Source organism: Microbacterium sp. SCPM-O-B-15248 (M128), from assembly GCF_058214835.1.
The window spans coordinates 429,856-452,611 of the sequence record NZ_JBYQLI010000002.1; the positions used below are offsets into that span (position 1 = coordinate 429,856).

Annotated in this window: 28 protein-coding genes; 6 read left to right on the forward strand and 22 right to left on the reverse strand. The window is 70.2% G+C overall.

The annotated features are described in order from the left end of the window. Positions 1-12: 12 nt before the first annotated feature. The 6 genes from AC3E6M_RS04720 to rpsB all read right to left on the reverse strand — a co-directional run bounded on the left by AC3E6M_RS04720 (position 13) and on the right by rpsB (position 4,976). Positions 13-582, reverse strand: coding sequence for a DivIVA domain-containing protein (locus AC3E6M_RS04720; RefSeq protein ID WP_490529199.1), 570 nt, complete (start codon positions 580-582; stop codon positions 13-15). Then, positions 579-1,529 carry a phosphatidate cytidylyltransferase gene (locus AC3E6M_RS04725; protein WP_252370862.1) on the reverse strand — a complete coding sequence of 317 codons (951 nt, stop codon included), beginning with the start codon at positions 1,527-1,529 and terminating at the stop codon, positions 579-581. Before AC3E6M_RS04725 ends, AC3E6M_RS04720 begins: the two co-directional genes overlap by 4 nt. Before the next feature lie 99 nt (positions 1,530-1,628). Continuing rightward, positions 1,629-2,183 (reverse strand): ribosome recycling factor, encoded by a 555-nt coding sequence (gene frr, locus AC3E6M_RS04730; RefSeq protein WP_138172392.1) that lies wholly within the window; start codon positions 2,181-2,183, stop codon positions 1,629-1,631. 74 nt (positions 2,184-2,257) lie between these two features. Then, entirely contained in the window at positions 2,258-2,977 is a 720-nt protein-coding gene (gene pyrH / locus AC3E6M_RS04735; protein WP_230008928.1) for a UMP kinase, read from the reverse strand. Between the two features lie 115 nt (positions 2,978-3,092). After that, complete coding sequence (tsf, locus tag AC3E6M_RS04740) at positions 3,093-3,920, reverse strand: translation elongation factor Ts (protein WP_138172394.1); 828 nt, start codon at positions 3,918-3,920, stop codon at positions 3,093-3,095. Positions 3,921-4,049: 129 nt separating this feature from the next. Further along, positions 4,050-4,976 (reverse strand): 30S ribosomal protein S2, encoded by a 927-nt coding sequence (gene rpsB, locus AC3E6M_RS04745; protein WP_138172395.1) that lies wholly within the window; start codon positions 4,974-4,976, stop codon positions 4,050-4,052. 315 nt (positions 4,977-5,291) lie between these two features. On the opposite strand from rpsB, the gene AC3E6M_RS04750 reads away from it, so the two are divergent. Continuing rightward, a complete protein-coding gene (locus AC3E6M_RS04750) occupies positions 5,292-5,807 on the forward strand; it encodes a murein hydrolase activator EnvC family protein (protein WP_490529200.1) in 516 nt (171 codons plus the stop codon). A gap of 16 nt (positions 5,808-5,823) precedes the next feature. On the opposite strand, the gene AC3E6M_RS04755 is transcribed toward AC3E6M_RS04750, so the two are convergent. The 10 genes from AC3E6M_RS04755 to AC3E6M_RS04800 all read right to left on the reverse strand — a co-directional run bounded on the left by AC3E6M_RS04755 (position 5,824) and on the right by AC3E6M_RS04800 (position 13,765). After that, positions 5,824-6,447: a DUF3060 domain-containing protein gene (locus AC3E6M_RS04755; protein WP_490529201.1), complete on the reverse strand. Its 624-nt coding sequence runs from the start codon at positions 6,445-6,447 to the stop codon at positions 5,824-5,826. A 113-nt stretch (positions 6,448-6,560) separates the two neighbouring features. Beyond that, a complete protein-coding gene (locus tag AC3E6M_RS04760) occupies positions 6,561-7,466 on the reverse strand; it encodes a tyrosine recombinase XerC (protein ID WP_490529202.1) in 906 nt (301 codons plus the stop codon). Positions 7,467-7,699: 233 nt separating this feature from the next. After that, a complete protein-coding gene (gene dprA, locus AC3E6M_RS04765) occupies positions 7,700-8,860 on the reverse strand; it encodes a DNA-processing protein DprA (protein WP_490529203.1) in 1,161 nt (386 codons plus the stop codon). Then, a complete protein-coding gene (locus AC3E6M_RS04770; RefSeq protein ID WP_490529204.1) occupies positions 8,857-10,380 on the reverse strand; it encodes a YifB family Mg chelatase-like AAA ATPase in 1,524 nt (507 codons plus the stop codon). The genes dprA and AC3E6M_RS04770 overlap by 4 nt, the downstream gene beginning before the upstream one ends. Further along, positions 10,377-10,739, reverse strand: coding sequence for a YraN family protein (locus tag AC3E6M_RS04775; protein ID WP_490529205.1), 363 nt, complete (start codon positions 10,737-10,739; stop codon positions 10,377-10,379). The genes AC3E6M_RS04770 and AC3E6M_RS04775 overlap by 4 nt, the downstream gene beginning before the upstream one ends. A gap of 93 nt (positions 10,740-10,832) precedes the next feature. Next, on the reverse strand, positions 10,833-11,156 hold the full coding sequence (locus AC3E6M_RS04780; RefSeq protein WP_134126534.1) for a DUF2469 family protein: 324 nt from the start codon (positions 11,154-11,156) through the stop codon (positions 10,833-10,835). 55 nt (positions 11,157-11,211) lie between these two features. After that, positions 11,212-11,865, reverse strand: a complete 654-nt coding sequence (gene rnhB / locus AC3E6M_RS04785; protein WP_138172401.1) for a ribonuclease HII — start codon at positions 11,863-11,865, stop codon at positions 11,212-11,214. Continuing rightward, on the reverse strand, positions 11,862-12,605 hold the full coding sequence (gene lepB, locus AC3E6M_RS04790; protein WP_230006071.1) for a signal peptidase I: 744 nt from the start codon (positions 12,603-12,605) through the stop codon (positions 11,862-11,864). The genes rnhB and lepB overlap by 4 nt, the downstream gene beginning before the upstream one ends. Positions 12,606-12,765: 160 nt before the next feature. Beyond that, the gene (gene rplS, locus AC3E6M_RS04795; protein ID WP_138172403.1) at positions 12,766-13,113 is read right to left on the reverse strand and encodes a 50S ribosomal protein L19; all 348 of its coding nucleotides are present in this window, start codon (positions 13,111-13,113) and stop codon (positions 12,766-12,768) included. A gap of 160 nt (positions 13,114-13,273) precedes the next feature. Continuing rightward, complete coding sequence (locus AC3E6M_RS04800) at positions 13,274-13,765, reverse strand: MFS transporter permease (RefSeq protein ID WP_138172404.1); 492 nt, start codon at positions 13,763-13,765, stop codon at positions 13,274-13,276. Between the two features lie 128 nt (positions 13,766-13,893). Here AC3E6M_RS04800 and map point away from each other — a divergent pair, with 128 nt between their 5' ends. After that, positions 13,894-14,676, forward strand: coding sequence for a type I methionyl aminopeptidase (gene map, locus AC3E6M_RS04805; RefSeq protein WP_138172405.1), 783 nt, complete (start codon positions 13,894-13,896; stop codon positions 14,674-14,676). Positions 14,677-14,736: 60 nt separating this feature from the next. Here the strand turns inward: map and trmD are convergent, their stop codons facing one another. The 4 genes from trmD to rpsP are packed head-to-tail and all read right to left on the reverse strand — an operon-like array spanning position 14,737 to position 16,730. Continuing rightward, positions 14,737-15,426, reverse strand: coding sequence for a tRNA (guanosine(37)-N1)-methyltransferase TrmD (gene trmD, locus AC3E6M_RS04810; protein WP_138172406.1), 690 nt, complete (start codon positions 15,424-15,426; stop codon positions 14,737-14,739). Between the two features lies 1 nt (position 15,427). Then, positions 15,428-16,084: a ribosome maturation factor RimM gene (rimM, locus tag AC3E6M_RS04815; RefSeq protein WP_138172407.1), complete on the reverse strand. Its 657-nt coding sequence runs from the start codon at positions 16,082-16,084 to the stop codon at positions 15,428-15,430. Next, the gene (locus AC3E6M_RS04820; RefSeq protein WP_138172408.1) at positions 16,084-16,314 is read right to left on the reverse strand and encodes an RNA-binding protein; all 231 of its coding nucleotides are present in this window, start codon (positions 16,312-16,314) and stop codon (positions 16,084-16,086) included. Before AC3E6M_RS04820 ends, rimM begins: the two co-directional genes overlap by 1 nt. Positions 16,315-16,319: 5 nt before the next feature. Further along, on the reverse strand, positions 16,320-16,730 hold the full coding sequence (gene rpsP, locus AC3E6M_RS04825) for a 30S ribosomal protein S16 (protein ID WP_138172409.1): 411 nt from the start codon (positions 16,728-16,730) through the stop codon (positions 16,320-16,322). Positions 16,731-16,921: 191 nt separating this feature from the next. On the opposite strand from rpsP, the gene AC3E6M_RS04830 reads away from it, so the two are divergent. Beyond that, positions 16,922-18,085, forward strand: a complete 1,164-nt coding sequence (locus AC3E6M_RS04830) for a glutamate--cysteine ligase (RefSeq protein WP_138172410.1) — start codon at positions 16,922-16,924, stop codon at positions 18,083-18,085. Positions 18,086-18,135: 50 nt separating this feature from the next. Beyond that, the gene (locus tag AC3E6M_RS04835) at positions 18,136-18,858 is read left to right on the forward strand and encodes an SGNH/GDSL hydrolase family protein (RefSeq protein WP_138172411.1); all 723 of its coding nucleotides are present in this window, start codon (positions 18,136-18,138) and stop codon (positions 18,856-18,858) included. A 9-nt stretch (positions 18,859-18,867) separates the two neighbouring features. Here AC3E6M_RS04835 and ffh read toward each other — a convergent pair whose 3' ends face one another. Then, positions 18,868-20,412 carry a signal recognition particle protein gene (gene ffh, locus AC3E6M_RS04840; RefSeq protein ID WP_490529206.1) on the reverse strand — a complete coding sequence of 515 codons (1,545 nt, stop codon included), beginning with the start codon at positions 20,410-20,412 and terminating at the stop codon, positions 18,868-18,870. 43 nt (positions 20,413-20,455) lie between these two features. Then, positions 20,456-21,013: a TetR/AcrR family transcriptional regulator gene (locus AC3E6M_RS04845; RefSeq protein WP_138172413.1), complete on the reverse strand. Its 558-nt coding sequence runs from the start codon at positions 21,011-21,013 to the stop codon at positions 20,456-20,458. A gap of 31 nt (positions 21,014-21,044) precedes the next feature. Here AC3E6M_RS04845 and lipB point away from each other — a divergent pair, with 31 nt between their 5' ends. Further along, the gene (gene lipB / locus AC3E6M_RS04850) at positions 21,045-21,719 is read left to right on the forward strand and encodes a lipoyl(octanoyl) transferase LipB (protein WP_490529262.1); all 675 of its coding nucleotides are present in this window, start codon (positions 21,045-21,047) and stop codon (positions 21,717-21,719) included. Beyond that, positions 21,716-22,750, forward strand: coding sequence for a lipoyl synthase (gene lipA / locus AC3E6M_RS04855; RefSeq protein ID WP_138172415.1), 1,035 nt, complete (start codon positions 21,716-21,718; stop codon positions 22,748-22,750). The genes lipB and lipA overlap by 4 nt, the downstream gene beginning before the upstream one ends. The last annotated feature ends 6 nt before the right edge of the window (positions 22,751-22,756 follow it).

The following is a 22,756-nucleotide window of genomic DNA, read 5'->3' on the forward strand; positions in this document are numbered from 1 at the left end:
GCCACGCCCAGCTCAACCGACCGCCAGCATGACTTCGATGACCGCATCCAGCACGGCATCCACCTGCGTCTCGCGGTAGCCGCCGCGCTGCAGGCGGAACGCCACGGAACGGACCTGCTCCGGGGTGATCGGATCGCCGGCGACGAGGTAGCGCGCGATACGGTCGGCGACGATGTCCACTTCGTGCACGCTGTAGCCGTAGTGCAGGACCCCCACGCGGTCGAAGCGCTCACCCCGGGGACGAGCCAACCGGTCGAGCACGACCTGAGCGGTATCGCGCGTCTCGGCGACCCAGGCGCGCGCGCCCAGGCGGGACAGCGCGTAGTCGCGTTCGCGGGCGGCGAAGGCGTCCTCGACCCGGCCGAGGGCCGCATCCACCGGTCCGACGGCGTAGCCGCCCCGGACGAGAGGGAAGGCCGCGGACCGGACCTCGGTCGAGCGGAGAGCACCGGGTTCGTCGGCCTCGAAAGCCTCACGAGCCTTCTCGAGGAAGGCATCCACAGCACGCTTCTCGTACCCTTTTCGACGTCCGGGCGCGGAGGGGAACGGAGCGGGCGGACGGGTCGTCGCAATCTCGGTCATGACACCCCCAGGGGAGACAGAACGTAGTACATCGCCAACGCGGCCGTGGCGGAGGGCAGGATCGAGTCGAGCCGGTCGAGCACCCCACCGTGACCCGGCAGCCAGGAACTCATGTCCTTGATGCCGAGGTCGCGCTTGAGCATCGACTCGCCGAGGTCGCCGACCGTGGCGGTGGCGAGGACCACGGCGCCGAAGATCAGCCCCGTCCACCAGGGCAGCTGCAGCATGAAGACGGCCAGCAGCACCCCCGCGATCAGAGCGGCGACGAAGGCTCCGGCGAAGCCCTCCCACGTCTTCTTCGGGCTGATGCGGGGGGCCATCGGATGCCGCCCACCCCGGCCGAACGTCAGACCCGAGACGTACGCACCCGTGTCGGCGACGACGGCGAGCACGAGGAACGCGAGGACCCACCACTCCCCGCCGTCCTGGGCCAGCAGGATCATGGCCATGCTGGTGAGGAACGGCACGTAGAGCTGCACGAACGCGCCGACCAGCACGTCGGCCACGACGTCCCTCGGGGATCGTCCGTCGCCGGCGTGCAACTGTGCGGTGAGCCGCCAGACCACGACGATCGCGACCGCGGCGAGTGTCGCCACCCAGTGCAACCACAGCCCCACGAAGAAGCCGCTTGCCAGGAGCAGCACTCCCGCCGCGAGCTGCGGAATGACGTCGACCCGCCGGCCGGAGACCTGCAGCGCGCGGGAGAACTCGAACACCGCGAGGGCCATGGCCCCCAGCGCGAAGAGAGCGAAGAGCCCCTTGATGAAGATCAGCGACGCGACGACCACGACGCCGATCGCCACGCCGATGAGACTGGCCACGATCAGATCGCGGCCAGTCCGCTCCTTGATGCGCTCGTTCGCCTGGTCGAACTCCGCCCGGGCGTGCGCGATGTGCTGTTCAGCATCCGTGCGCATCGCGCGCAGCTGCGATTCGATCGCGGTCACGCCTTCGCCGGTGGCCGGCGCACGGCGCGCCGAATCCCCCCTCCGGCGGGAGGGAAGGTCGGGCGCCGTCTCATCGGCGTCGGGGGCCTCGGGCACGGTTCAGACCTCGAGCAGTTCAGCCTCTTTGCGCTTGAGCGCCTCGTCGATCGCGTCGACGTGCGCCCGCGTCACACCGTCGAGCTCCTTCTCGGCGCGGACGAGCTCGTCTTCGCCGACGTCGCTCTTGAGCGCGTCCAGGTCGTCCTTGGCCTTGCGGCGGAGGTTGCGCACCTGCACCTTGGCATCCTCGCCCTTGCCGCGAACGATCTTCACGTACTCTTTGCGGCGGTCCTCGGTCAGCTCGGGCATCGTGACGCGCACGATGTTGCCGTCGTTGGTGGGGTTCACGCCGAGGTTCGGCATGTCGCGGATCGCCTGCTCGATCGCCTTGAGCGCCGACTTGTCGTAGGGGTTGACCACGAGCGTGCGGGCCTCGGGGTTGTTCAGCGACGCCAGCTGCGCGAGAGGCGTGGGCGAGCCGTAGTAGTCGACCAGGATCTTCTGGAACATCTGGGGGTTCGCGCGCCCGGTGCGGACGGTCGCGAAGTCCTCCTTCGCGGCCTCCACGGCGCGGTCCATGCGCGCTCCGGCATCGGCGAGGACATCGGCGATCACGGTGACTCCATTCGTTGGTACTGACTTGTCAGTCTAGCCGCGCGCGGGCCCGGAGCCCGGGCCCGCGCCGCGCGTCACGAAGTGACGAGAGTGCCGATGGTCTCGCCCAGCAGCGCACGCGTGACGTTGCCCGCGGGCTCCATCCCGAACACGCGCATGTCCATGCCGTTGTCCATGCAGAGGCTGAACGCGGTCGAGTCCACGACCTTGAGGCCCTTCTGCAGGGCGTCGTTGTAGGTGAGGTGGTCGAGCTTCGTCGCCGAGGGATCCACGCGCGGGTCGGCGGTGTACACGCCGTCGACACCATTCTTGGCGACGAGCACCTCGGTCGCACCGATCTCGAGGGCGCGCTGGGCGGCGACTGTATCGGTGGAGAAGTACGGCAGGCCCGCACCGGCGCCGAAGATGATGACGCGCCCCTTCTCCATGTGCCGCACCGCGCGACGCGGGATGTACGGCTCGGCGACCTGGGTCATCGAGATCGCCGACTGCACGCGCGTGGCGGCACCGGCCTGCTCGAGGAAGTCCTGCAGGGCGAGGGAGTTCATCACCGTGCCGAGCATGCCCATGTAGTCGGCGCGGCCGCGGTCCATGCCGCGCTGGCTGAGCTCGGCCCCGCGGAAGAAGTTGCCGCCGCCGACGACGATCGCGATCTCGACGCGATCCACCGCCTCGGCGATCTCACGGGCGATCTGGCTGACGACGTCGGGGTTGACTCCCAACTGTCCTCCCCCGAAGGCCTCACCGGAGAGTTTCAGCAGTACGCGGCGTCGTCTGGTCGCTTCATCGATCACGTGGGGTGTCCTCTCGTCTTGATCAAACTACTGCCCCCGCTGCGCCGACCGATACGTCGCGCGCGCAGGGAAAAGGCCCGGGATGCCGTGGCATCCCGGGCCTTGTCATCGGTGCTTACGCGCCGACCTTGAAGCGAGCGAAGTCGGTCAGGGTGAGACCGGCGTCGGAGGCGACCTTCGCGACGGACAGCTTGTTGTCCTTGGCGTAGTCCTGGTCGAGCAGCGAGACCTGCTTGAAGAACGCGTTGACGCGGCCTTCGACGATCTTCGGCAGGGCGGCCTCGGGCTTGCCCTCGTTGCGGGAGATCTCGGTGACGATCTCGCGCTCCTTCTCGACGTCGGCCTCCGGCACGTCGTCGCGGGTGAGGAACGAAGGGTTGGCGAAGGAGATGTGCTGCGCGATGCTGCGCGCGGTCTCCGCGTCGTCGCCGGTGTAGGCGAGGACGACGCCGACCTGGGGCGGGAGGTCCTTGCTGGTCTTGTGCAGGTAGACCTCGAACTTGTCGCCGCGGATGGTGCGGACGCGACGGAGTTCGACCTTCTCGCCGATGATGGCGGCCTCGTCCGAGATGAGCTGCTCGACGGTCTGGCCGTCGGCGTCGGCGGCGAGGGCGGCCTCGACCGAGTCGGCACCGGCGGCGGCCGCAGCGGCCACGACCTTGTCGGCGAGAGCGATGAAGCGGTCGTTCTTCGCGACGAAGTCGGTCTCGCACGCGAGCTCGAGGAGCGTGACGGCACCCTCGGTCTCACGGGCGGTGACAAGGCCCTCGCTCGTGGAGCGGTCAGCGCGCTTGGCGTTGCCCTTCGCGCCCTTCAGGCGCAGGATCTCGACGGCCTTCTCGACGTCGCCGTCGGCCTCTTCGAGCGCCTTCTTGGTGTCGACCATGCCGGTGCCGAGCTGCTCGCGCAGAGCCTTGATGTCGGCGATCGTGAAGTTTGCCATGGTGTGGCGTCTCCTTGTCGTTGTGCGTTCTGATGTGAGCTCGGCGGGGCCGTGAGCGCCCTGGGGCGCGGTCACGACCCCGCCGGATCGTAGCCTGTGCGGGTGACGCCGCGGTGAGCGGCGGCGGGCTTACTTGCTGTCGGTGGCCTCGGCGTCGGCGACCTCGGCGGCCTCTTCGCCCGACGCGTCGGCGACGGCCTCGTCGTGGGCCTCGGCGCCGGCGGCGTCGTCAGCCGACTCGGTCGCGGCCTCGACGGCCTCGGCACCGGTCTCGGCGGGTGCCTCGGTCGACTCGGCGGGGGTCTCGAGCAGCTCGCGCTCCCACTCGGCGAGGGGCTCGGCGGCCTCTTCCTCACCGGCGGGCTGGTGACGCTGGATCAGGCCCTCGGCGGCGGCGTCGGCGATGATGCGCGTGAGCAGGCTCACGGAGCGGATCGCGTCGTCGTTGCCGGGGATCGGGTACTGGAACTCGTCGGGGTCGGCGTTCGTGTCGAGGATGCCGATGACGGGGATGCCGAGCTTCTTGGCCTCGTCGATGGCGAGGTGCTCGCGCTTGGCGTCGACGACCCAGATCGCCGAGGGGGTCTTCTGCAGGTTGCGGATACCACCGAGCGACTTGTGCAGCTTGTCGAGCTCGCGCTTCTTGAGCAGGAGCTCCTTTTTGGTGAAGCCGCTCTCGGCCGGGTTCTCGTAGTCGAGCTCCTCGAGCTCCTTCATGCGGGCGAGGCGCTTGGACACCGTCTGGAAGTTGGTGAGGAGGCCACCGAGCCAGCGCTGGTTGACGTAGGGCTGGCCCACGCGGGTGGCCTGCTCGGCGAGGACTTCCTGCGCCTGCTTCTTGGTGCCGACGAAGAGGATGGTGCCGCCGTGCGCGACGGTCTCCTTGACGAACTCGTAGGCCTTGTCGATGTACGACAGCGACTGCTGGAGGTCGATGATGTGGATGCCGGAGCGCTCGGTCAGGATGAAGCGCTTGACCTTCGGGTTCCACCGACGGGTCTGGTGTCCGAAGTGCACGCCGCTGTCGAGCAGCTGGCGGATGGTGACGACGGCCATGGTCGTACTCCTGTTCTGGGCGCTTTTCACGCCGTGGTTGCGGTTGTTCGCGCCGTTCGATCGAGCGGCGAGCCTGGTGCCCGGCGCACACCCGCCTTTCCGCCGGAGCGGAGGACCGTGGGGTGTGGATGCCGCGCGATGCGCTGATCCGGAGACCAGCGCGCTGCGCTGTGGGCACGCGGAGTCATCCCGAGAGACGGGATGCGTCCTCCAGCATACAGGACGGCTCCTCCCCACGCGGCCTGGTTCGAGGGCCGTGCACGGAACGGTCCGCGATGCCCGCGGCGGCTCCCCCGTCCCCGGCAGCATCGAGGCATGAACGCTCGACTCACGACCGCGCAACGGTGGAGCATGCTCCTCACGATCGTCGTGATCGCGGGGGCCGGGGGCGTCGGACCGGCGTGGGCCGGTGTCGACGATCCGCTCGCGCACCGCGGATGGGTGTGGCCGGTCGACGCCGTGCAGATCGTGCGGCCGTTCGAGGCGCCCGTGCACCGGTACGCAGCCGGCCATCGCGGCGTGGATCTCGGATCGGTCGGGAGGGTCCGCTCCCCCGCGGCCGGGACGATCGCGTTCGCCGGGTCCGTCGCCGGTCGCCCTGTGGTGACGATCGACCACGGCGACGGCCTGGTCACGACGTTCGAGCCCGTGACGACGCTGCTCCGCGTCGGCGATGCCGTCGCCCGCGGCGATCCGGTCGGCGAGGTGGCCGAGGGAGGCCACGCGGCGACGGGCACGGTGCACTTCGGGGTGCGCTGGAACGGCGACTACGTCAATCCGCTGCGTCTGCTCGGCGGAGTGCCGCGGGCGGTGCTGCTCCCGTGCTGTTGAGGGTGATGGCGGTCGCTCAGCCGATGCGGTTGCCGCGTCCCTCGACCGCGCTTTCGCCGATGCCGCCGGAGGCGGTGACGGTGTTGTCCTGTCCGCGGACGAGGAGCGACGAGATCGCGCCGCCGACCGTCACGGTCGCACGGTCGCCACTGAGGTCCAGTCGTCCGACGGCTCCCGCGACGGCGAGGGCGCTGTCGTTGCCCTGGCTCGTCGCGCTGTCGATGGATGCCGCGACGACGCGGATGCGGTCACCGGCGAGGGTCAGCACACCGATCGTGGCGCCGCTCGCGTCGACGGTGAGAGCGGAGCCCGACACCGTGAGCTGAGCGCACGTTCCCTCGACGCGGACCGCCCGCTCACCGCCGTTGACCGACGCGGTGCCCCCGTCGCCGCAGTCCGTCAGCGAACCGTCGGCGGCACCGGGGGCGGAGTCCGGGCTCCGCGAGGGAGCCGTCGAAGGCGCGGCCTCGACACTCGGCGTGTTCGACGGGGTCGGTACAGCGCTCGAGGAGGTGCCGGAAGTGGCGGGTGGCGGCAGCCGGGTGATGACGGGTTGGGGCGCGAGTCCGCAGCCGACGAGCACCGAGACTCCGACGAGCACCCCGATCACCGAGGCGGCGAGTCGTGCGCGACGGTTCACACGGCAACGCTACGACGCCGCGTGGAGGGGAGCCAAGCGCAACCGCGGTGCGTGTCGGTGCGTGTCAGCCGCGCGAATGCGCGGGCGCACGTGCCGGGAGCGGTCCGTGTGCGTCAGGCGCGCGGGTGCGCCAGCCGATACGCGTCCCGCAGACGTTCGGCGGAGACGTGCGTGTAGATCTGCGTCGTGCCGAGGCTGGCGTGACCGAGGATCTCCTGCACCGAACGCAGGTCGGCGCCGCCGTCGAGGAGGTGGGTGGCGGCGGAGTGGCGCAGGGCGTGCGGTCCGAGCGACTCGGTTCCCACGACGGGCGCGACGATGCGGGAGACGAGGGTGTGCACGGCGCGGGGTCCGAGGCGGCCTCCGCGCGCCCCGAGGAAGACGGCGGGCCCGCCGCCCCCGGCGCCGCGGTCGACGAGCCCGGCGCGGCCCCGGACGAGGTAGGCGTCGAGCGCGTGCGCGGCGGGGACGCCGTAGGGAACGACGCGTTCCTTGTCTCCCTTTCCGCGCAGCCGCAGAGTGCGGCGCTCGTGGTCGATGTCGTCGAGGTCGAGCCCGCAGATCTCCGAGACGCGCGCGCCGGTGCCGTAGAGGATCTCGAGGAGGGCGTGGTCGCGCAGCGCGACGGGGTCTCCGGACCGGGCTGCGCTCTCGGCGTCGGCGAGCAGCCCGTCGAGGGCCGGTGCCGTCGCGACCCGGGGAAGACTGCGCCCCCGCTTGGGGGCCACGAGACGTTGCCCCGGGTCCGCGTCGATGAGGCCCTCGTCCTGCGCCCAGGCGAGGAACCCTTTCGCCGCCGACGTGCGACGTGCGGCCGTGGCCTTGCTGAGACCGGCGGTCGCGGCATCCCACTGCCATTGCCGCAGCGCCTCGATGTCGACGTCGCGCACGTCGGGATCTCCCGCTGCCCGCACGAGATCGACGAGATCGGACCGGTATGCGCGGACCGTCGCGGGCGAGAGCCGGCGCACGTCGCCGAGGTGGCTCAGGTAGCCCTCGACCGCCTCGGAGATGCGCACGGGACAAGACTGCCCCTGGCGCGCGATGCGGGCGGCGTGCGACGCGCGTGATCGGCGGAGAATCTGCGCGGAGCGAGGGCGGCGACGTCCGCGGCGCGGTGAACGGCGGATCATCTACGCCCGCCGGGGGCGGCGGTGGCGTCCCCGGCGCGGAACACGACGCTGCATCTGCCCGCCGCTGCCGAGGCCGGGAGCGCACCCCGGCCGCGGTGCTTCGTTGCGCGGGGAGATCCTCACCGCGCGGAGAGCGAACGCCACCGGCCGTCGTCGTCCCGCACGGCACGCCCTTCGAGTTCGGCGAACCCCAGCCGCGCACGCGCGTCGTCCGGGGAGAACCCGGCGCGACGGGCGATGTCGTCGACATCCCGCCCGGCGCGCGGTGACAGGGCGTCGAGAAGTCGCGTGGTGTCGTCGGTGCGGCCCTCGGCGCCGCCTTCCGAGGACCCGGTGACTCGCTCCCCGAGCATTTCGCGAACGTCAGCCGCCGAGGTCACGCACACACTGTCGAACTCTCGGAGCACGCGATGACTGCCTGCCGACGCCGCGCTCGTGATGGGTCCGGGAACCGCGCCGAGCGCGCGCCCGAGCTGCGCCGCGTGCGCGGCGGTGTTGAGCGATCCGCTCCGGTGGCCCGCCTCGACGACGACGACCGCATCCGCCAGAGCAGCGATGAGTCTGTTTCGAGCGAGGAATCGCCACTTGGTGGGGGTCGCCCCGCACGGCGTCTCACTGACCACAGCGCCCGACGCCGCGACACCGGCAAGGAGGCTCTCGTGCCCGCGGGGATAGGCGCGGTCCACGCCGCCCGCGAGGAAGGCGACGGTGCTCCCCCCGGCCCTCAATGTCGCGCGGTGTGCCGCTCCGTCGATCCCGTACGCGGCCCCGGAGACCACGATCACGCCGTCGGAGGCCAGCTCGGCGGCAAGGTCCGTGGCGACGGCCTCTCCGTAGGGTGTCGCCGCGCGCGCGCCGACGATCGCGACCGTGGCGGCTCCCGCGAGTCGGCCCAGGTCTCCTCGCGTCCAGAGCGCGGGCGGCGTGTGCACACCGAGATCATCGAGGCGCTCGGGCCAGCGCGGATCGGGCGGAACGATCAGCGCAGCGCTCGCCCGACGGGCAGCATCCAGCGTCGACCGGACGAACTCGGGCTTCTGGCGGGGGCGCCATCGCTCGCGAGCGGCATCCCACTCGCCGTCGGTGTCCGTCGTCGCGATGCCGAGCGCCTCGATCGCGCCGTACCGGGCGATGAGCTCGCCGGCCGCGCCGTCGCCGGGCTCGGCGAGCACGGTCCACCACACCCGGGCGTAAGCGTCGGCGAGGTCGACGCCTCCCGCGACGGCCAGACCGTCCATGGCCTCGGCCACCGCATCCGCGGAATGCTCGATGCCGTTCACGCGACACTCCCCTGTCGAAGGAACAGCGCTCGCCCCACGTCATCGCCGTGCAGGCGATCTCGACCGGCGAGATCTGCCACGGTCCACGCCACCCGCAGCAGACGGTCGTACCCGCGCAGCGTGAGCGAACCGCGTCGCAGAGCCGTGTCCAGAGGACGAAGAATCTCGCCGTCCGGGAGCGCGGGGCCCCGCAGCCAGGTACCGGGCACATCAGCGTTGCGTCGCCAGGGCGTATCCGCCCATCGCTGCGCTGCGCGTTCTCGGGCGCTCCGCACGATGGCGCGTGCCTCGGTCGTCGTCACCAGGGGCGATCCGCCGTCGCGGCGTGCGCGCGACACGCGCTGCAACCGCAGGTCGAGGTCGATGCGGTCGAGCAGCGGTCCCGAGAGTCTGCGCGTGTACCGCCGAATCGCCTGCGGCGCGCACTCGCACACTCCGCCGGGAACGCCGTACTGCCCGCACGGGCACGGGTTGGTGGCCACGACGAGCTGGAACCGGGCCGGAAAGGTCGCGGACACCCCTGACCGGTGCAGCTGGATGACACCGTTCTCGAGCGGTTGCCGGAGAGCATCCAGCACCGACGCGGGGAACTCGCCGCCCTCGTCGAGGAACAGCACGCCCTCGCTCGCGCGTGCGATGGCCCCCGGCCGCACGACTCCGGATCCTCCCCCGATCAGGGCGGCCGCACTCGCACCGTGGTGGGGGCTTTCGAACGGCGGCGTCCGAGACAGTCGCGTCACCACCTCTCCGGACAGCGACCGGACCGAGGCGACGGACAGCGCAGCCTCGTCGTCCAGATCGGGCAGGATGCCGGGGAGACGGCGTGCCAGCATCGTCTTCCCCGCGCCCGGCGGGCCGCTCATGAGCAGATGGTGTCCACCGGCGGCGGCGACGATCAGGGCCTCCACGGCGTCGGGCTGCCCCACGACATCGGCGAGATCCAGGACCTCCCCGACGGACGCCGGCTCGTCCGCGGCCAACACCGCCGGAAGATCCGGCGCCTCGCTCGAGCCTCCGTGCCAGCGTACGACCTCTGCGAGGCAGACGGCTGCGCGCACCTCGATGCCCTCGACGAGCGCCGCTTCCGCCGCATTCGCGACCGGCACCACGACCCGCGACCTGCCCGCGCGTTGCGCGGTCAACACCGCCGGGAGAACCCCCGGGACCGGACGAAGACGACCGTCGAGGCCCAGTTCGCCGATGTGTACCGTGTCAGCGACGCGGGCGGCATCCATCGTTCCCGTCGTCGCCAGCGCGGCGACCGCGATCGCGACGTCGAACGCCGACCCGCGTTTCGGCAGGCTCGCGGGCGACAGGTTCACCGTCAGCCGTCGCTTGGGCAGTTCGAGCCCGCGATTGGTGCAGGCGTTCCGCACCCTCCGCCCGGCCTCACCGAGGGCCTTGTCGGGGAGCCCGATGATCGCGAACTCGGGCGTCTGGGGCGAGAGGTCGGCCTCGACCTCGACGAGGTCGCCGCGCACGCCGGTCAGGGCCACGGCCCACGTCCGCGCGACGGTCACAGCGCGTCCTCGAGGTGCTCCAGGCGGGCCGTGCGGGGATCGGCGCCGATCAGCGCGATCGCGTCGATGCGCAGCCGACGGGAGCGCGCCTCGTCGGGGTGTACCGCGATCCACGCCATCGCCAGGCGCCACAGGCGTGTCGCCTTGCGGCTGTCGATCGCCTCGAACGGGTGCCCGAACGCCTCGCTCGTCCGGGCCTTCACCTCCACCACGACGAGCGATCCCGCGGTCTCGGCGACGATGTCGAGCTCGCCCTGCGGACATCGCCAATTGCGGTCGAGGATCCGGTACCCGTTCGCGGTCAGGTGGCGGGCGGCCCGTTCTTCACCGGCTCGTCCGAAGTCGTCTTTCGCTGCCATGCCCGAGAGCGTGGCATCCGGTCGACGACCGCCGCGGGCCGAGAGACCGGAATCGGGGACGGCCGACGAAGAACGACGGCTGGGGAGGAGCCGTCAGTTGTCGAGCGACAGCTCTTCGGGCAGCTGGAAGTCGCGACGAGAGAGTTCTTCGACGTTGACGTCCTTGAACGTCAGCACGCGCACCGACTTCACGAAACGGTCGGCGCGGTAGATGTCCCACACCCACACGTCGGTCATCGAGATCTCGAAGTAGAAGTCGTGCTCGGTGTCGCGGCGCACGACGTTCACGTCGTTGGCGAGGTAGAACCGGCGTTCGGTCTCGATCACATACTGGAACTGCGAGACCACGTCGCGATACTCGCGGTACAGGGCCAGTTCGAGTTCGCGGTCGTAGTCCTCGAAGACGTCGTCATCCATGGTGCTTCCATCCTAGGCGCGGGACGCGGCGGCGGCAGACCGTCCGCCGTGGGGGTCAGAACAGCGTCGGCGCCGCCGCGATCGCCCACGAGTGCCGGTGGTGCACGCTCATGCCGTGCACGCTGATCGCCTCGCGATGGTCGCGGCTCGCGTAGCCCTTGTTGCGCGCCCAGCCGTACGCAGGCAGATCATCGTGCAGGTGGGTCATGAGCGTGTCGCGCGCCACTTTGGCGATGACGGATGCCGCCGCCGCACTCGCGCAATCACGGTCGGCCTTCACGATCGGCTTCACGCGCAGCCCGCGCTCCCCCGCCGCAGTGATGTAGTCGTGGTTGCCGTCGAGGATCACCAGCGCATCCTCGGGCACGATCCCGTGCGCGCGGAGGTCGGCGATCGCGCGGACCGCGGCGAGACCCAGGGCACGGATGATGCCGATCTCGTCGATCTCCTCGGAGCTCGCCCAGCCCACCGCGCTCTCTTGAACGAAGGCCGCCGCACGGGCGGCCACGTCGGGCCGGCGCGCCTCGGGCACGAGCTTCGAGTCGCGCAGGCCCGCCGGCACCCGCTTGCGCGACCGCGTCGGATCGATCACCGCCGCCCCCACGGCGACCGGACCCGCCAGCGCCCCGCGGCCCACCTCGTCGCATGCGATGATGATCGCGTGCTCCTTGAGCAACCGTCGCTCGAGAGTGAGGGTCGGCTCGATCACGGCGCGCTCTCGGGCGCGGGCACCCCCGCGAACACCTCGTGATGGAAGTCGATCAGCCCGAAGCGGTCGAACGGCCACGTGATGACGAACGCGCGCCCCACGACGTTGTCGATCGGCACGAAACCCTTGCCGGGCTGCTCCTGGTTGTAGCGCGAGTCCTTCGAGCTGTTGCGATTGTCGCCGAGCACCCACAGCGATCCGTCGGGCACGGTGATGTCGTACGGGAAGGGCTCGGGCGCCGTCGCGCCGGGCGACAGCTTCACGTACGACTCCTCGAGCGGGACCCCGTTGACGGTCGTCTGACCGAGCGCGTTGCAGCACACGACGTGGTCGCCGGGGGTGCCGATGACGCGCTTGATGAGGTGGTCGTCGCTGTCGGGTGCCGACAGGCCCACGAGCGACAGGAGCCAGTCCGTCGCCTCGACGAGCGGCGGTCGCTGTGCCTGCGGGGTCACGGGAAGCCAGCCACCCGGATCGCGGAAGACGACCACGTCTCCGCGGGAGTAGTCGCCGAACCGCGGCGTGAGCTCGTCGACCAGGATCCGGTCGTTCTGCAGCAGCGTATTGTTCATCGACGCCGACGGAATGTAGAACGACCGCACCACGAAGGTCTTGACGAGGAACGACACCACCAGGGCGATCAGGAGGATCACCACGACGTCACGCGCGAACGTCAGAGCTCCCCGCCGACGACGGGTCGTCGGGGCGGATGCCGGTGCAGCTGCGGTTTCGTCGCTCATGTTGATCCTTCGCCGGGCTCACCGCACACCGGAAGACCGCGGGTCAAGCCTCGCACATTCCGACGCGCTCACCGAACGTTCCCGGCATCCGATCAGACAGGATGCCGCCGCAGACGACGAACGCCCCGCGACGGATCGCGGGGCGTTCGGTGAAGCGGACTCAGCGGTCGCGCTTCTCCTTGATCTTGGCCTTCTTGCCACGCAGGTTGCGCAGGTAGTAGAGCTTCGCGCGACGCACGTCACCACGGGTGACGACCTCGATGTGGTCGATCACGGGGCTGTGCACGGGGAAGGTGCGCTCGACACCGACCTGGAAGCTGACCTTGCGGACACAGAAGGTCTCGCGCACACCGTCGCCGGAGCGACCGATGACGACACCCTGGAAGACCTGGATACGCGAGCGGCTGCCCTCGGTGATGTTGACGTGCACCTTGACGGTGTCGCCGGGGGCGAAGACGGGGATGTCGGAGCGGAGCGAAGCCGCGTCGACGGAGTCGAGGATCTGCATGATCGTCACTTCCTGCGACCGCCACAGGTCGATCGCACGATAAGAATGGGAAAAAGTGAGGCGTGCCCGAGGCCGCGGATGCGGCGGACTCCCCTGAGGCAGAGCCGGTCAGGGCACAAACGCCTATTCTGCCACGGACGGGAGCACCGGCCAAACCGGCTCAGTCCGCGGCGGGCTTCTCCGAGATGACGATGACGTCGCCGTCGACCGTGGGACGCGGCTGCTCCCGCGTCGGCGGGATGTAGCCGGTGCCGTCGGCGGTGTGGAGTACCGCGATACCGCTGCGCGCCTCGGCCCACAGCTGCGCCGCCGAAGACCACACCAGAGCGAGCGCGCCGACCACTCCGAGCACCAGGAGGGGGAAGAAGATCCGCACGTCGTAGAACCCGAGCGCGACGATCGAGAGCTGCCAGACGCCGACCCCGATGACGTCGCGCCAGGATGCCGCCCGCTCCAGACGCACGCTCCCCCGCGCGCGCACCAGGAGCGCGATCACGATGTGCGAGACGAACACCGCCGGAGCCGCTACGAGGAGCCACAGGAGGGCCCAACCGCTCCCGCCGCTGAAGACGATCCACCCGATGAAGAGCCACAGGGGCAGGACGAACGCGGCGGGGAACAGCCAGCTCAGGAAGAGTCGACGCAGCATCATGCACGAAGCGTACGCGGCGACACTGTGCGGCGACTATGAGCCCGGATGCCGCCGTCCACACGCCGCGCACGTCTCCACATCGGTTGCGATCTTCGGGGACAATGGGAGGCTGACGAAGGGAACCACCGATGATCGAACTGCGCACACCGGCCGAGATCGACGCCATGCGCCCGGCCGGCCGATTCGTCGCCGAAGTGCTGGCGACGCTGCGCGACGAGACGAAGGTGGGAACCAACCTCCTGCACCTCGACCGTCGCGCGCACGACATGATCCGCTCGGCGGGCGCGGAGTCCTGCTACATCGACTACCACCCGTCGTTCGGTGCGAGCCCCTTCGGCAAGGTGCTGTGCACCTCGATCAACGACGCCGTGCTGCACGGGCTCCCCTTCGACTACGCGCTGCGCGACGGCGACCTCGTCTCGCTCGACTTCGCCGCATCGGTCGACGGCTGGGTCTCCGACTCCGCGGTGTCCTTCGTCGTCGGCACGCCCCGCGACGAGGACCTCGCCCTCATCGACACGACGCAGCGCGCCCTCGCCGCAGCGATCGACGCCGCCACCGTCGGCCACAAGATCGGCGACATCTCCGCGGCCGTCGCGGCGATCGCGCACGGCGACGGCTACTCGATCAACACCGATTTCGGCGGACACGGCGTCGGGCGGACGATGCACGGCGACCCGCACGTCGCCAACGACGGCAAGGCCGGGCGCGGATACCCGCTGCGGGACGGACTCGTCCTCGCGCTCGAGCCGTGGTTCCTGCAGACGACCGACCAGCTCATCACCGACCCCGACGGCTGGACCCTGCGCAGCGCCGACGGCTCGCGCGGAGCGCACTCGGAGCACACCGTCGCCATCACGACCGACGGGCCGATCGTGCTCACCGACCGGTCGTTCCTCGGCGTCGACTGATCATCATCGCGGTCGTGGCATCCGGCGACGGATGCGGATGCCACACCCCCGCGGGCCGCGTCAGTCGGGCAGCAGGTCGGGCCGACGCTCGCGGGTGCGCTCGATCTGCTGCTCGCGCCGCCACGTCGCCACCGCTCCGTGATTGCCGCTCAGCAGCACGGGCGGCACATCACGGCCGCGCCACGAGGCCGGCTTGGTGAACGACGGGTACTCCAGCAGACCGTCCTCGTGCGATTCCTCGACGAGGCTCTCGGGGTTTCCGACGACGCCGGGGATCAAGCGACCGATCGCCTCGACCATCGCCATGACGGCGACTTCTCCCCCGTTGAGCACGTAGTCGCCGAGACTCAGCAGGCGGACACGACCGAGACCGGCCGCGTAATCGAAGACGCGCTCGTCGATGCCCTCGTAGCGTCCGCACCCGAACACCAGGTGGTCCTCGTGCGAGAGCTCGCGCGCGATCTTCTGTGTGAAGCGCTCACCCGCGGGCGACGGGAAGACGATCACGGGGGGCTCCGCGGCATCCTGGGCGATGTCGTCGAGAGCGAGACCCCACGGCTCGGGCTTCATCACCATGCCCGCTCCACCGCCGTACGGGGTGTCGTCGACGGTCCGATGACGGTCGTGCGTGTAGTCCCGCAGGTCGTGGACGCGCACGTCGAGCAACCCGGTCTGACGGGCCTTGCCCAGGAGCGACACCTCGAGGGCGTCGAAGATCGTCGGGAAGATCGAGACGACGTCGATGCGCACGTCAGTCCCCGTGGGAGTCGGCGTCGCCTGCCTCCGCCGCGTCATCCGCATCGGCGGCGTCGTCGCGGGGCGCATCGTCCTCGCCCGGAAGCTCTTCGAAGAGACCGGCCGGCGGGGTCACGACCACGCGTCCTGCCTCGATGTCGACCTCGGGGACGATCGCGCTCACGAACGGCACGAGGACGTCGGCATCCTCGCCACGGCCCGTGGGACGCACGATCAGGAGATCCTGCGCGGGGAAGTGATCCACGCGCGCGACCCGGCCGATGACGGCTCCGTCCCGCACCACGTCGAGACCGACGAGCTGGTGGTCGTACCACGCGTCGTCTTCAGCGGGGGCGGCCTGGGAGTCCTGGTCGATCCAGAGGATCGCCTTCACCAGCTCTTCGGCGGCGTTGCGGTCGTCGACGCCCTCGAAGAAAGCCACGGGGTGGGAGTTCATCCAGCGGAACTCCCGCACCTTCAGCTCGCGGCCGTGCCACGGCGAGGACTCGGGGACCTGAAGGGTGAACGTGTTCCCGGGGACGAAACGCCCCTCGGGGTCATCGGTGTACAGCTCGAGCTTGAACGCGCCCTTGAGGCCGTGGGCCTTGACCAGGCGGCCCACACGGAGCTGGGTCTTGGCGGGCTCTGCGCCCGCGGTTTCGCCGGCCGACATCAGTCGTCGGCAACGTCGACGCGGACGCGCTGCCCGTCGGCGAGGGCCGTGATGAGCGTGCGCAGCGCCTTGGCGGTGCGACCGCCGCGCCCGATCACGCGACCCCGATCATCGGGGTGCACGCGAACCTCCAGTACCTCGCCGCGGGGCGAGGTGGAGGAACGGATGGTCACGGCATCGGGGTGATCGACGATCCCCTTGACGACGTGTTCGAGCGCGGCGGACAGCACGGGACTTACTCTGCCGAGGTCTCGGCGGCGGGCGCCTCGTCGGCAGGAGCCGCGTCGGCCTTCTTCTCTGCCTTGGGCTTGACGACCGACTTCTTGGAGGCGTCGACCTCGAAGGCGGCCTTGGGCTCGCGGACCTTGACGGTGGACTTCGCGTCCTTGTCGCCCTTGAAGGTGCCCCAGTCGCCCGTGAGCTTGAGGATGGCGCGCACCTGCTCGGTCGGCTGAGCGCCGACACCGAGCCAGTACTGGGCGCGCTCCGAGTCGACCTCGATGAACGAGGGCTCCTCGGTCGGGTGGTACTTGCCGATCTCCTCGATCACACGACCGTCGCGCTTGGTGCGCGAGTCGGCGACGACGATGCGGTAGTACGGCGCACGGATCTTGCCGAGACGCTTGAGACGGATCTTGACAGCCACGAAAACTCCTGGATGGTGGAAAGCGAACGAACCGAACGCCTGGAGCGTGGGGTGCACACCCGGCGGAAGCTCAAAAAGGCGGACCGACACTGGATAGAGGGTCGAGTGGTGGGTCCGACCCTCTATTCTGCCAGATGACACGGCGGGTAGCGAACCCGCTGACTGCCGTGGCGCCGTGTCAGACTGACCGCATGAGGCTCCCCTTCGCACCGTCCGCGCGTTCCTCGGTGGGACTGGAGTGGGAGCTGATGCTCGCCGACCGTGAAACAGGCGATCTCGTCCCCCGCGCGCCGGAGATCCTCGACCTCGTCGAAGAGGCCACCTCGCTGGAACGCTTCACCGTCACCGGCGAGTTGTTGACCAACACGGTCGAGGTCACCAGCGGTGTGGGCCAGACCGTCGCCGCGGCCGTCGACGACATCGCGGACGCCATCGCCGCCCTGCGCACGCAGACCGAGCCGCGCGGCATCGAGTTGCTGTGCGCCGGCAGCCACCCCTTCGCGCAGTGGTTCGACCAGGAGGTCACCGACAAGACGCGCTACCACACGCTCATCGAGCGCACCCAGTGGTGGGGGCGGAACATGATGATCTGGGGCGTCCACGTGCACATCGGCGTCGACGACGTCGACAAGGTCATGCCGATCATCAACGCGCTGACCGTCTACCTCCCGCACCTGCAGGCCCTGTCGGCATCCAGTCCGTTCTGGGCGGGCGAACGCACGGGCTATGCCTCCAACCGCGCCCTCGTGTTTCAACAGCTGCCCACCGCGGGTCTGCCATGGCAACTGCGTGAGTGGGGGGACTTCGAGGCGTACCTCGACGACATGGTGCGCACCGGGGTGATGGCGGATGCCAGCGAGGTCCGCTGGGATATCCGTCCGGCGCCCCACTGGGGCACCGTCGAGATCCGCGCGTGCGACGGCATGTCGACGTTGCCCGAGCTCGCCGCCGTCGCGGCGCTCGCGCAGTCGCTCGTCGAGCACTTCTCGCGCATCCTCGACGCCGGCGGCGAGCTCCCCGGCATCCCGCCCTGGTACGCCCGCGAGAACAAGTGGCGCGCCGCCCGCTACGGGCTGGACGCTCGCGTGATCGTCGACCGGGAGGGCACTCAGCTCCCCGTGCGCGACCACCTGTTCACCACGATGGAGCAGCTCGCCGACGTCGCCACGGAGCTGAAGTGCGCGCGGGAATTCGCGGGACTCGAGACGATCCTCGCCACGGGCGGCAGCTCGGCGCGCCAGATCGCGGTCGCCGACGCCGCCGACGGCGATCTGCGGGCCGTGGTGCAGCATCTGATCCGGGAGTTCCGGGGCGGACCGACTCTCCGCGAACACCTCGCCTCGCTGCGCGTCTGAGCCCCCGGACTCCGCGCGGACTCATAGCTTCGCGGCCGTAGGATCGCGCCATGATCCGTCGGCCCCCTGTCGCGATGACACTGCTCGCCGCCCTCGCGGCCGGCGGGATCGCCACCCTCAGCGGGTGCGCCCCCGCCGCCGGCGAACCGGTGCCCGCGCTGACCTTCGCCGTCCCCACCCCCGCGGCGGCGCACCCGGTCACGGCGTCGACGCCTGCCGTCCGAATGGTCACGCTCGGCGACTCGCTGATGTCCGGTTCCGGTCTGCCGTGGGGCGAGGCCTGGCCCGAGCTCCTCGCCGCGCGCGAGGGAGTCACCTTGACGAACCTCGCGTGCGGCGGGATGGGATTCGTCGTCGACGGCGAATGCGGCACCGCCTACTCCGGCTTCTCCCCCGCGATCGCTGCGCTGCAGCCCGAGCTCATCATCGTGCAGTCCTCGAGCAACGACTTCTGGCAGGACCCCGACGAGATCCGCACGGACACCGACGACACGGTCGCCCAGCTGCACGAGGCCGCGCCGGATGCTCGGATCGTCGGGTTGAGCACCATCTGGAACGACGACCCGGACGTTCCGGACGACACCGCCACGACCTCCGACGCCCTGCACGAGGCGATCGACACCGTCGGGGGGACCTTCATCGACGTCGGACAGCCCCTGGCCGGGCACCCCGACTGGATGCAGGCCGACGAGGTTCACCCCACCGCCCGCGGTCAGCGGGCCATCGAGCAGACCGTGGTGTCAGCGCTGCAGAGCGCCGGCGTCCTGCCCTGATCCCGGGGCTCAGCCGCGGCCGAGCATCTTCTGCAGCTCGGCGAGATCAGCCTCGCTCGGCGCCTTCTGGCCGCCCAGGCCGAAGCCCGAGCCGGTCGCCGGAGCAGCCGCAACGATGCCGGCGTTCTCGGCGGCGCGCTTGGCGGGGTTGCCCGACCGCGACCCCTTCGCCTTCTGCTGCTTGCCGCGCTTGGACGACGCGCCGGGCTTTCCGCCGACGGGGCCCATACCCGGGATGTTGGGCACACCGCCGCGCGCGACGGTCTTCATCATCTTGGCGGCCTGGTCGAAGCGCTGCACGAGCTGGTTCACATCGGTCACAGTCATTCCCGAGCCGCGGGCGATGCGCAGACGACGCGAGCCGTTGAGGATCTTCGGGTTGCGACGCTCGACGAGCGTCATCGAGCGGATGATCGCCTCGGTGCGGTCGATCTCGCGCTCGTCGAAGTCCTCGAGCTGCTGCTTCATGGAGCCCATACCCGGGAGCATCCCGAGCATCTTCTTCATGGAGCCCATCTTCTTCATCTGCTGCATCTGCTCGAGGAAGTCCTCGAGCGTGAAGGTCTCGGTCGCGAGCTTCTCGGCGACCTTCATCGCCTCGGCCTCGTCGAACGCCTGCTGCGCCTGCTCGATCAGGGTGAGGATGTCACCGAGGTCGAGGATCCGGGATGCCATGCGGTCGGGGTAGAAGGGTTCGACATCGTCGAGCCCTTCACCGGTCGAGGCGAAGATGATCGGGCGACCGGTGACCGAGGCCACCGACAGGGCGGCACCACCGCGCGCGTCGCCGTCGAGCTTGGACAGCACGACGCCGGTGAAGTCGACACCGTCCTGGAAGGCCTTCGCCGTGTTCACGGCATCCTGACCGATCATCGCGTCGATGACGAAGAGCACTTCGTCGGGCTGGGTCGCCGTGCGGATGTCGGCGGCCTGCTTCATCAGCTCGGCGTCGACACCGAGACGACCGGCCGTGTCGATGATGACGATGTCGTGCTGCTGACGCGTCGCGTAGGCGACGCCGTCGCGGGCCACCTTCACGGGATCGCCCACGCCGTTGCCGGGTTCGGGCGCGTAGATCGCGGCACCCGCGCGCTCGGCGACGACCTGCAGCTGGTTCACGGCGTTGGGTCGCTGGAGGTCGCACGCCACGAGAAGCGGGGTGTGGCCGTCCTTCTCGAGCATCTTGGCGAGCTTGCCCGCGAACGTCGTCTTACCCGAACCCTGGAGGCCCGCGAGCATGATCACCGTCGGCGGGTTCTTGGCGAACTGCAGGCGGCGCTGCTGACCGCCCAGGATGCCCACGAGCTCGTCGTTGACGATCTGCACGACCTGCTGCGCCGGGTTCAGGGCGCGGTTGACCTCGTCGCCGAGGGCGCGTTCGCGCACCGCCGCGGTGAACTCCTTCACGACGGGCAGGGCGACGTCGGCGTCGAGCAGGGCGCGACGGATCTCGCGAACCGTCCCGTCGACGTCGGCGGGGGTCAGCTGCCCCTTCTTGCGCAGATTGCGGAAGGTCTCTGTGAGCCGGTCGGAGAGAGTGCCGAAAGTCGCCATGATCCTCCGATTCTACCGGCGGCGGCGCCGTTCGCCGCCCGACTCAGGCGCGCGCCTCCGCGAGGGCCGTGGCGAGGAGGTCTGCCAGGCCCGGACCGCCGGCGGTGTGCTCCGCCCAGGCCCACACCGCCGCGAGCACCGCGGCGGCCACCGCACCCCCGCGCACCTGCGCCCGCAGCCGCTCTTCGCCCTCGCTGACCAGCCGGGCCGAGACCTCGCGCTGCAGCCGGAACTGGCGCTGGGCGCGGTCGCGGTCCAGTTCGGCGGAGAGACCCATGACATCGGCGTTCGCGATCGCCAGCGCGAGGGCGTCGGGCGCGAAGTCCCGACCGATGCAGACGAGCGCCTCCGTCGGCGACGCGGCGGACTCCGTGAGTGCCGCGATGGCCTCGTCGACCCGCTCATCGAACCCCGACCACAGCACGTCGCTCTTCGCCGAGAAGTAGTTGAAGAAGCTCGAGCGGCTGACGCCCGCCCGCTGCGTGATGTCCGAGACGGACGTCGCGTCGTACCCCTGCTCGAGGAACAGCTCGCAGGCCGCCTCCGAGAGCACTTCCCGCGACGAGGCGCGCGGACGACCGCTGCGGGATTCGGAGGCCATGCGAACAGCCTAGGACGCGTGGCTCGTGTGTATTCTTGGACGCAATCCAACAAAGGCGGGAGCGCGGATGCTCGACATCGACCACGTGGGGCTCGCCCCGGACTACGTGCCGTACCTCGACGGCTGGACCCGGCAGCGGGCGGTGCACGCCGACGTCGTGGCGGGAGTCCGCCCCGACACTCTTCTGCTGCTCGAGCACGAGGCCGTGTACACCGCCGGTAAGCGCACCGAGGCGCACGAGCGCCCGACCGACGGCACGCCCGTCATCGACGTGGACCGCGGCGGCAAGATCACATGGCACGGCCCGGGCCAGCTAGTGGGCTATCCCATCGTCCGACTCCCCGAACCCCTCGACGTCGTCGCGCACGTGCGCCGGCTCGAAGGGCTGCTCATCACCGTCCTCGCCCGCCACGGCGTCGACGGCTTCCGCGTCGAGGGACGCAGCGGCGTGTGGGTGCGCCGCCCCCTCGGCACCGACAAGATCGCGGCGATCGGCGTCCGCGTAGAGAGAGGCGTCACCATGCACGGCTTCGCCGTCAACTGCGACAACACGCTCACGGGCTTCCGCGGCATCATCCCGTGCGGGATCACGGATGCCGGCGTCACCACGGTCAGCGAAGTCGTCGGGGCCGAGGTCTCCCCCGCCGACATCGTCGGCTCCGTCGAGGACGTCTTCCGGGCCGAGTACGCGGCGGTGGCGGCATGAGCGCCTGCGGGACCGGCACCGCACAGGGTGCGGCATCCACCGCCCCGAACGGGAGGAAGCTCCTGCGTCTCGAGGTGCGGAACGCCGAGACCCCGATCGAACGCAAGCCCGAGTGGATCAAGACCAAGGCGCGCCTCGGGCCCGAATACACCGCGCTGCAGAACCTCGTGAAGACCGAGGACCTGCACACGGTCTGTCAGGAGGCGGGCTGTCCGAACATCTTCGAGTGCTGGGAGGACCGCGAGGCGACGTTCCTCATCGGCGGCTCGCAGTGCACACGGCGCTGCGACTTCTGCCAGATCGACACCGGCAAGCCCGCGGACTACGACACCGACGAGCCTCGCCGTGTCGCCGAGAGCGTCTCGCGCATGCAGCTGCGCTACGCCACCGTCACGGGCGTCGCGCGCGACGACCTGCCCGACGAGGGCGCCTGGCTGCACGCGGAGACCGTGCGGCGCATCCACGCCGAGAACCCGGGAACAGGCGTCGAAATCCTCGCGACCGACTTCTCGGGCAACCCGGCGCTGCTCGACGAGGTCTTCTCATCGCGGCCCGAGGTCTTCGCGCACAACGTCGAAACGGTGCCCCGCATTTTCAAGCGCATCCGCCCCGCCTTCCGGTACGAGCGCTCCCTCGGCGTGCTGACCGCCGCGCGCGAGGCCGGACTCATCACGAAGTCCAACCTCATCCTCGGCATGGGCGAAGAGCCCGAAGAGGTCGTGCAGGCGCTCCAGGACCTGCACGACGCCGGCACCGACATCATCACGATCACGCAGTACCTGCGTCCCACACCGCGCCACCTGCCGGTGCAGCGGTGGGTCAAGCCCGCCGAGTTCGTGGAGTTCAAAGAGGAGGCCGAGCGCATCGGGTTCCTCGGCGTGCTCGCCGGGCCCCTCGTGCGCTCGTCCTACCGCGCGGGTCGCCTGTGGGCGCAGTCGATGGTCTCGAAAGGACGCGAGATCCCCCCGCACCTCTCCCACCTCGCGAAGGACATCGCCGGAGCCGACGCCGGCTTCGCCCAGGCGGTGTGACGCCGG

What these genes read in the sequence shown, in the direction of transcription:
- AC3E6M_RS04845 (WP_138172413.1), bottom strand. Translation starts at nt 21,013, where the DNA reads ATGGCCTCCGAATCCCGCAGCGGTCGTCCGCGCGCCTCGTCGCGGGAA.
- AC3E6M_RS04835 (WP_138172411.1), top strand. Translation starts at nt 18,136, where the DNA reads ATGATCCGTCGGCCCCCTGTCGCGATGACACTGCTCGCCGCCCTCGCG.
- map (WP_138172405.1), top strand. Translation starts at nt 13,894, where the DNA reads ATGATCGAACTGCGCACACCGGCCGAGATCGACGCCATGCGCCCGGCC.
- rpsB (WP_138172395.1), bottom strand. Translation starts at nt 4,976, where the DNA reads ATGGCCGTCGTCACCATCCGCCAGCTGCTCGACAGCGGCGTGCACTTC.
- AC3E6M_RS04780 (WP_134126534.1), bottom strand. Translation starts at nt 11,156, where the DNA reads ATGGATGACGACGTCTTCGAGGACTACGACCGCGAACTCGAACTGGCC.
- AC3E6M_RS04775 (WP_490529205.1), bottom strand. Translation starts at nt 10,739, where the DNA reads ATGGCAGCGAAAGACGACTTCGGACGAGCCGGTGAAGAACGGGCCGCC.
- lepB (WP_230006071.1), bottom strand. Translation starts at nt 12,605, where the DNA reads ATGAGCGACGAAACCGCAGCTGCACCGGCATCCGCCCCGACGACCCGT.
- AC3E6M_RS04830 (WP_138172410.1), top strand. Translation starts at nt 16,922, where the DNA reads ATGAGGCTCCCCTTCGCACCGTCCGCGCGTTCCTCGGTGGGACTGGAG.
- rimM (WP_138172407.1), bottom strand. Translation starts at nt 16,084, where the DNA reads ATGTCGGCCGGCGAAACCGCGGGCGCAGAGCCCGCCAAGACCCAGCTC.
- AC3E6M_RS04720 (WP_490529199.1), bottom strand. Translation starts at nt 582, where the DNA reads ATGACCGAGATTGCGACGACCCGTCCGCCCGCTCCGTTCCCCTCCGCG.
- tsf (WP_138172394.1), bottom strand. Translation starts at nt 3,920, where the DNA reads ATGGCAAACTTCACGATCGCCGACATCAAGGCTCTGCGCGAGCAGCTC.
- ffh (WP_490529206.1), bottom strand. Translation starts at nt 20,412, where the DNA reads ATGGCGACTTTCGGCACTCTCTCCGACCGGCTCACAGAGACCTTCCGC.
- AC3E6M_RS04750 (WP_490529200.1), top strand. Translation starts at nt 5,292, where the DNA reads ATGAACGCTCGACTCACGACCGCGCAACGGTGGAGCATGCTCCTCACG.
- lipA (WP_138172415.1), top strand. Translation starts at nt 21,716, where the DNA reads ATGAGCGCCTGCGGGACCGGCACCGCACAGGGTGCGGCATCCACCGCC.
- rplS (WP_138172403.1), bottom strand. Translation starts at nt 13,113, where the DNA reads ATGCAGATCCTCGACTCCGTCGACGCGGCTTCGCTCCGCTCCGACATC.
- AC3E6M_RS04800 (WP_138172404.1), bottom strand. Translation starts at nt 13,765, where the DNA reads ATGATGCTGCGTCGACTCTTCCTGAGCTGGCTGTTCCCCGCCGCGTTC.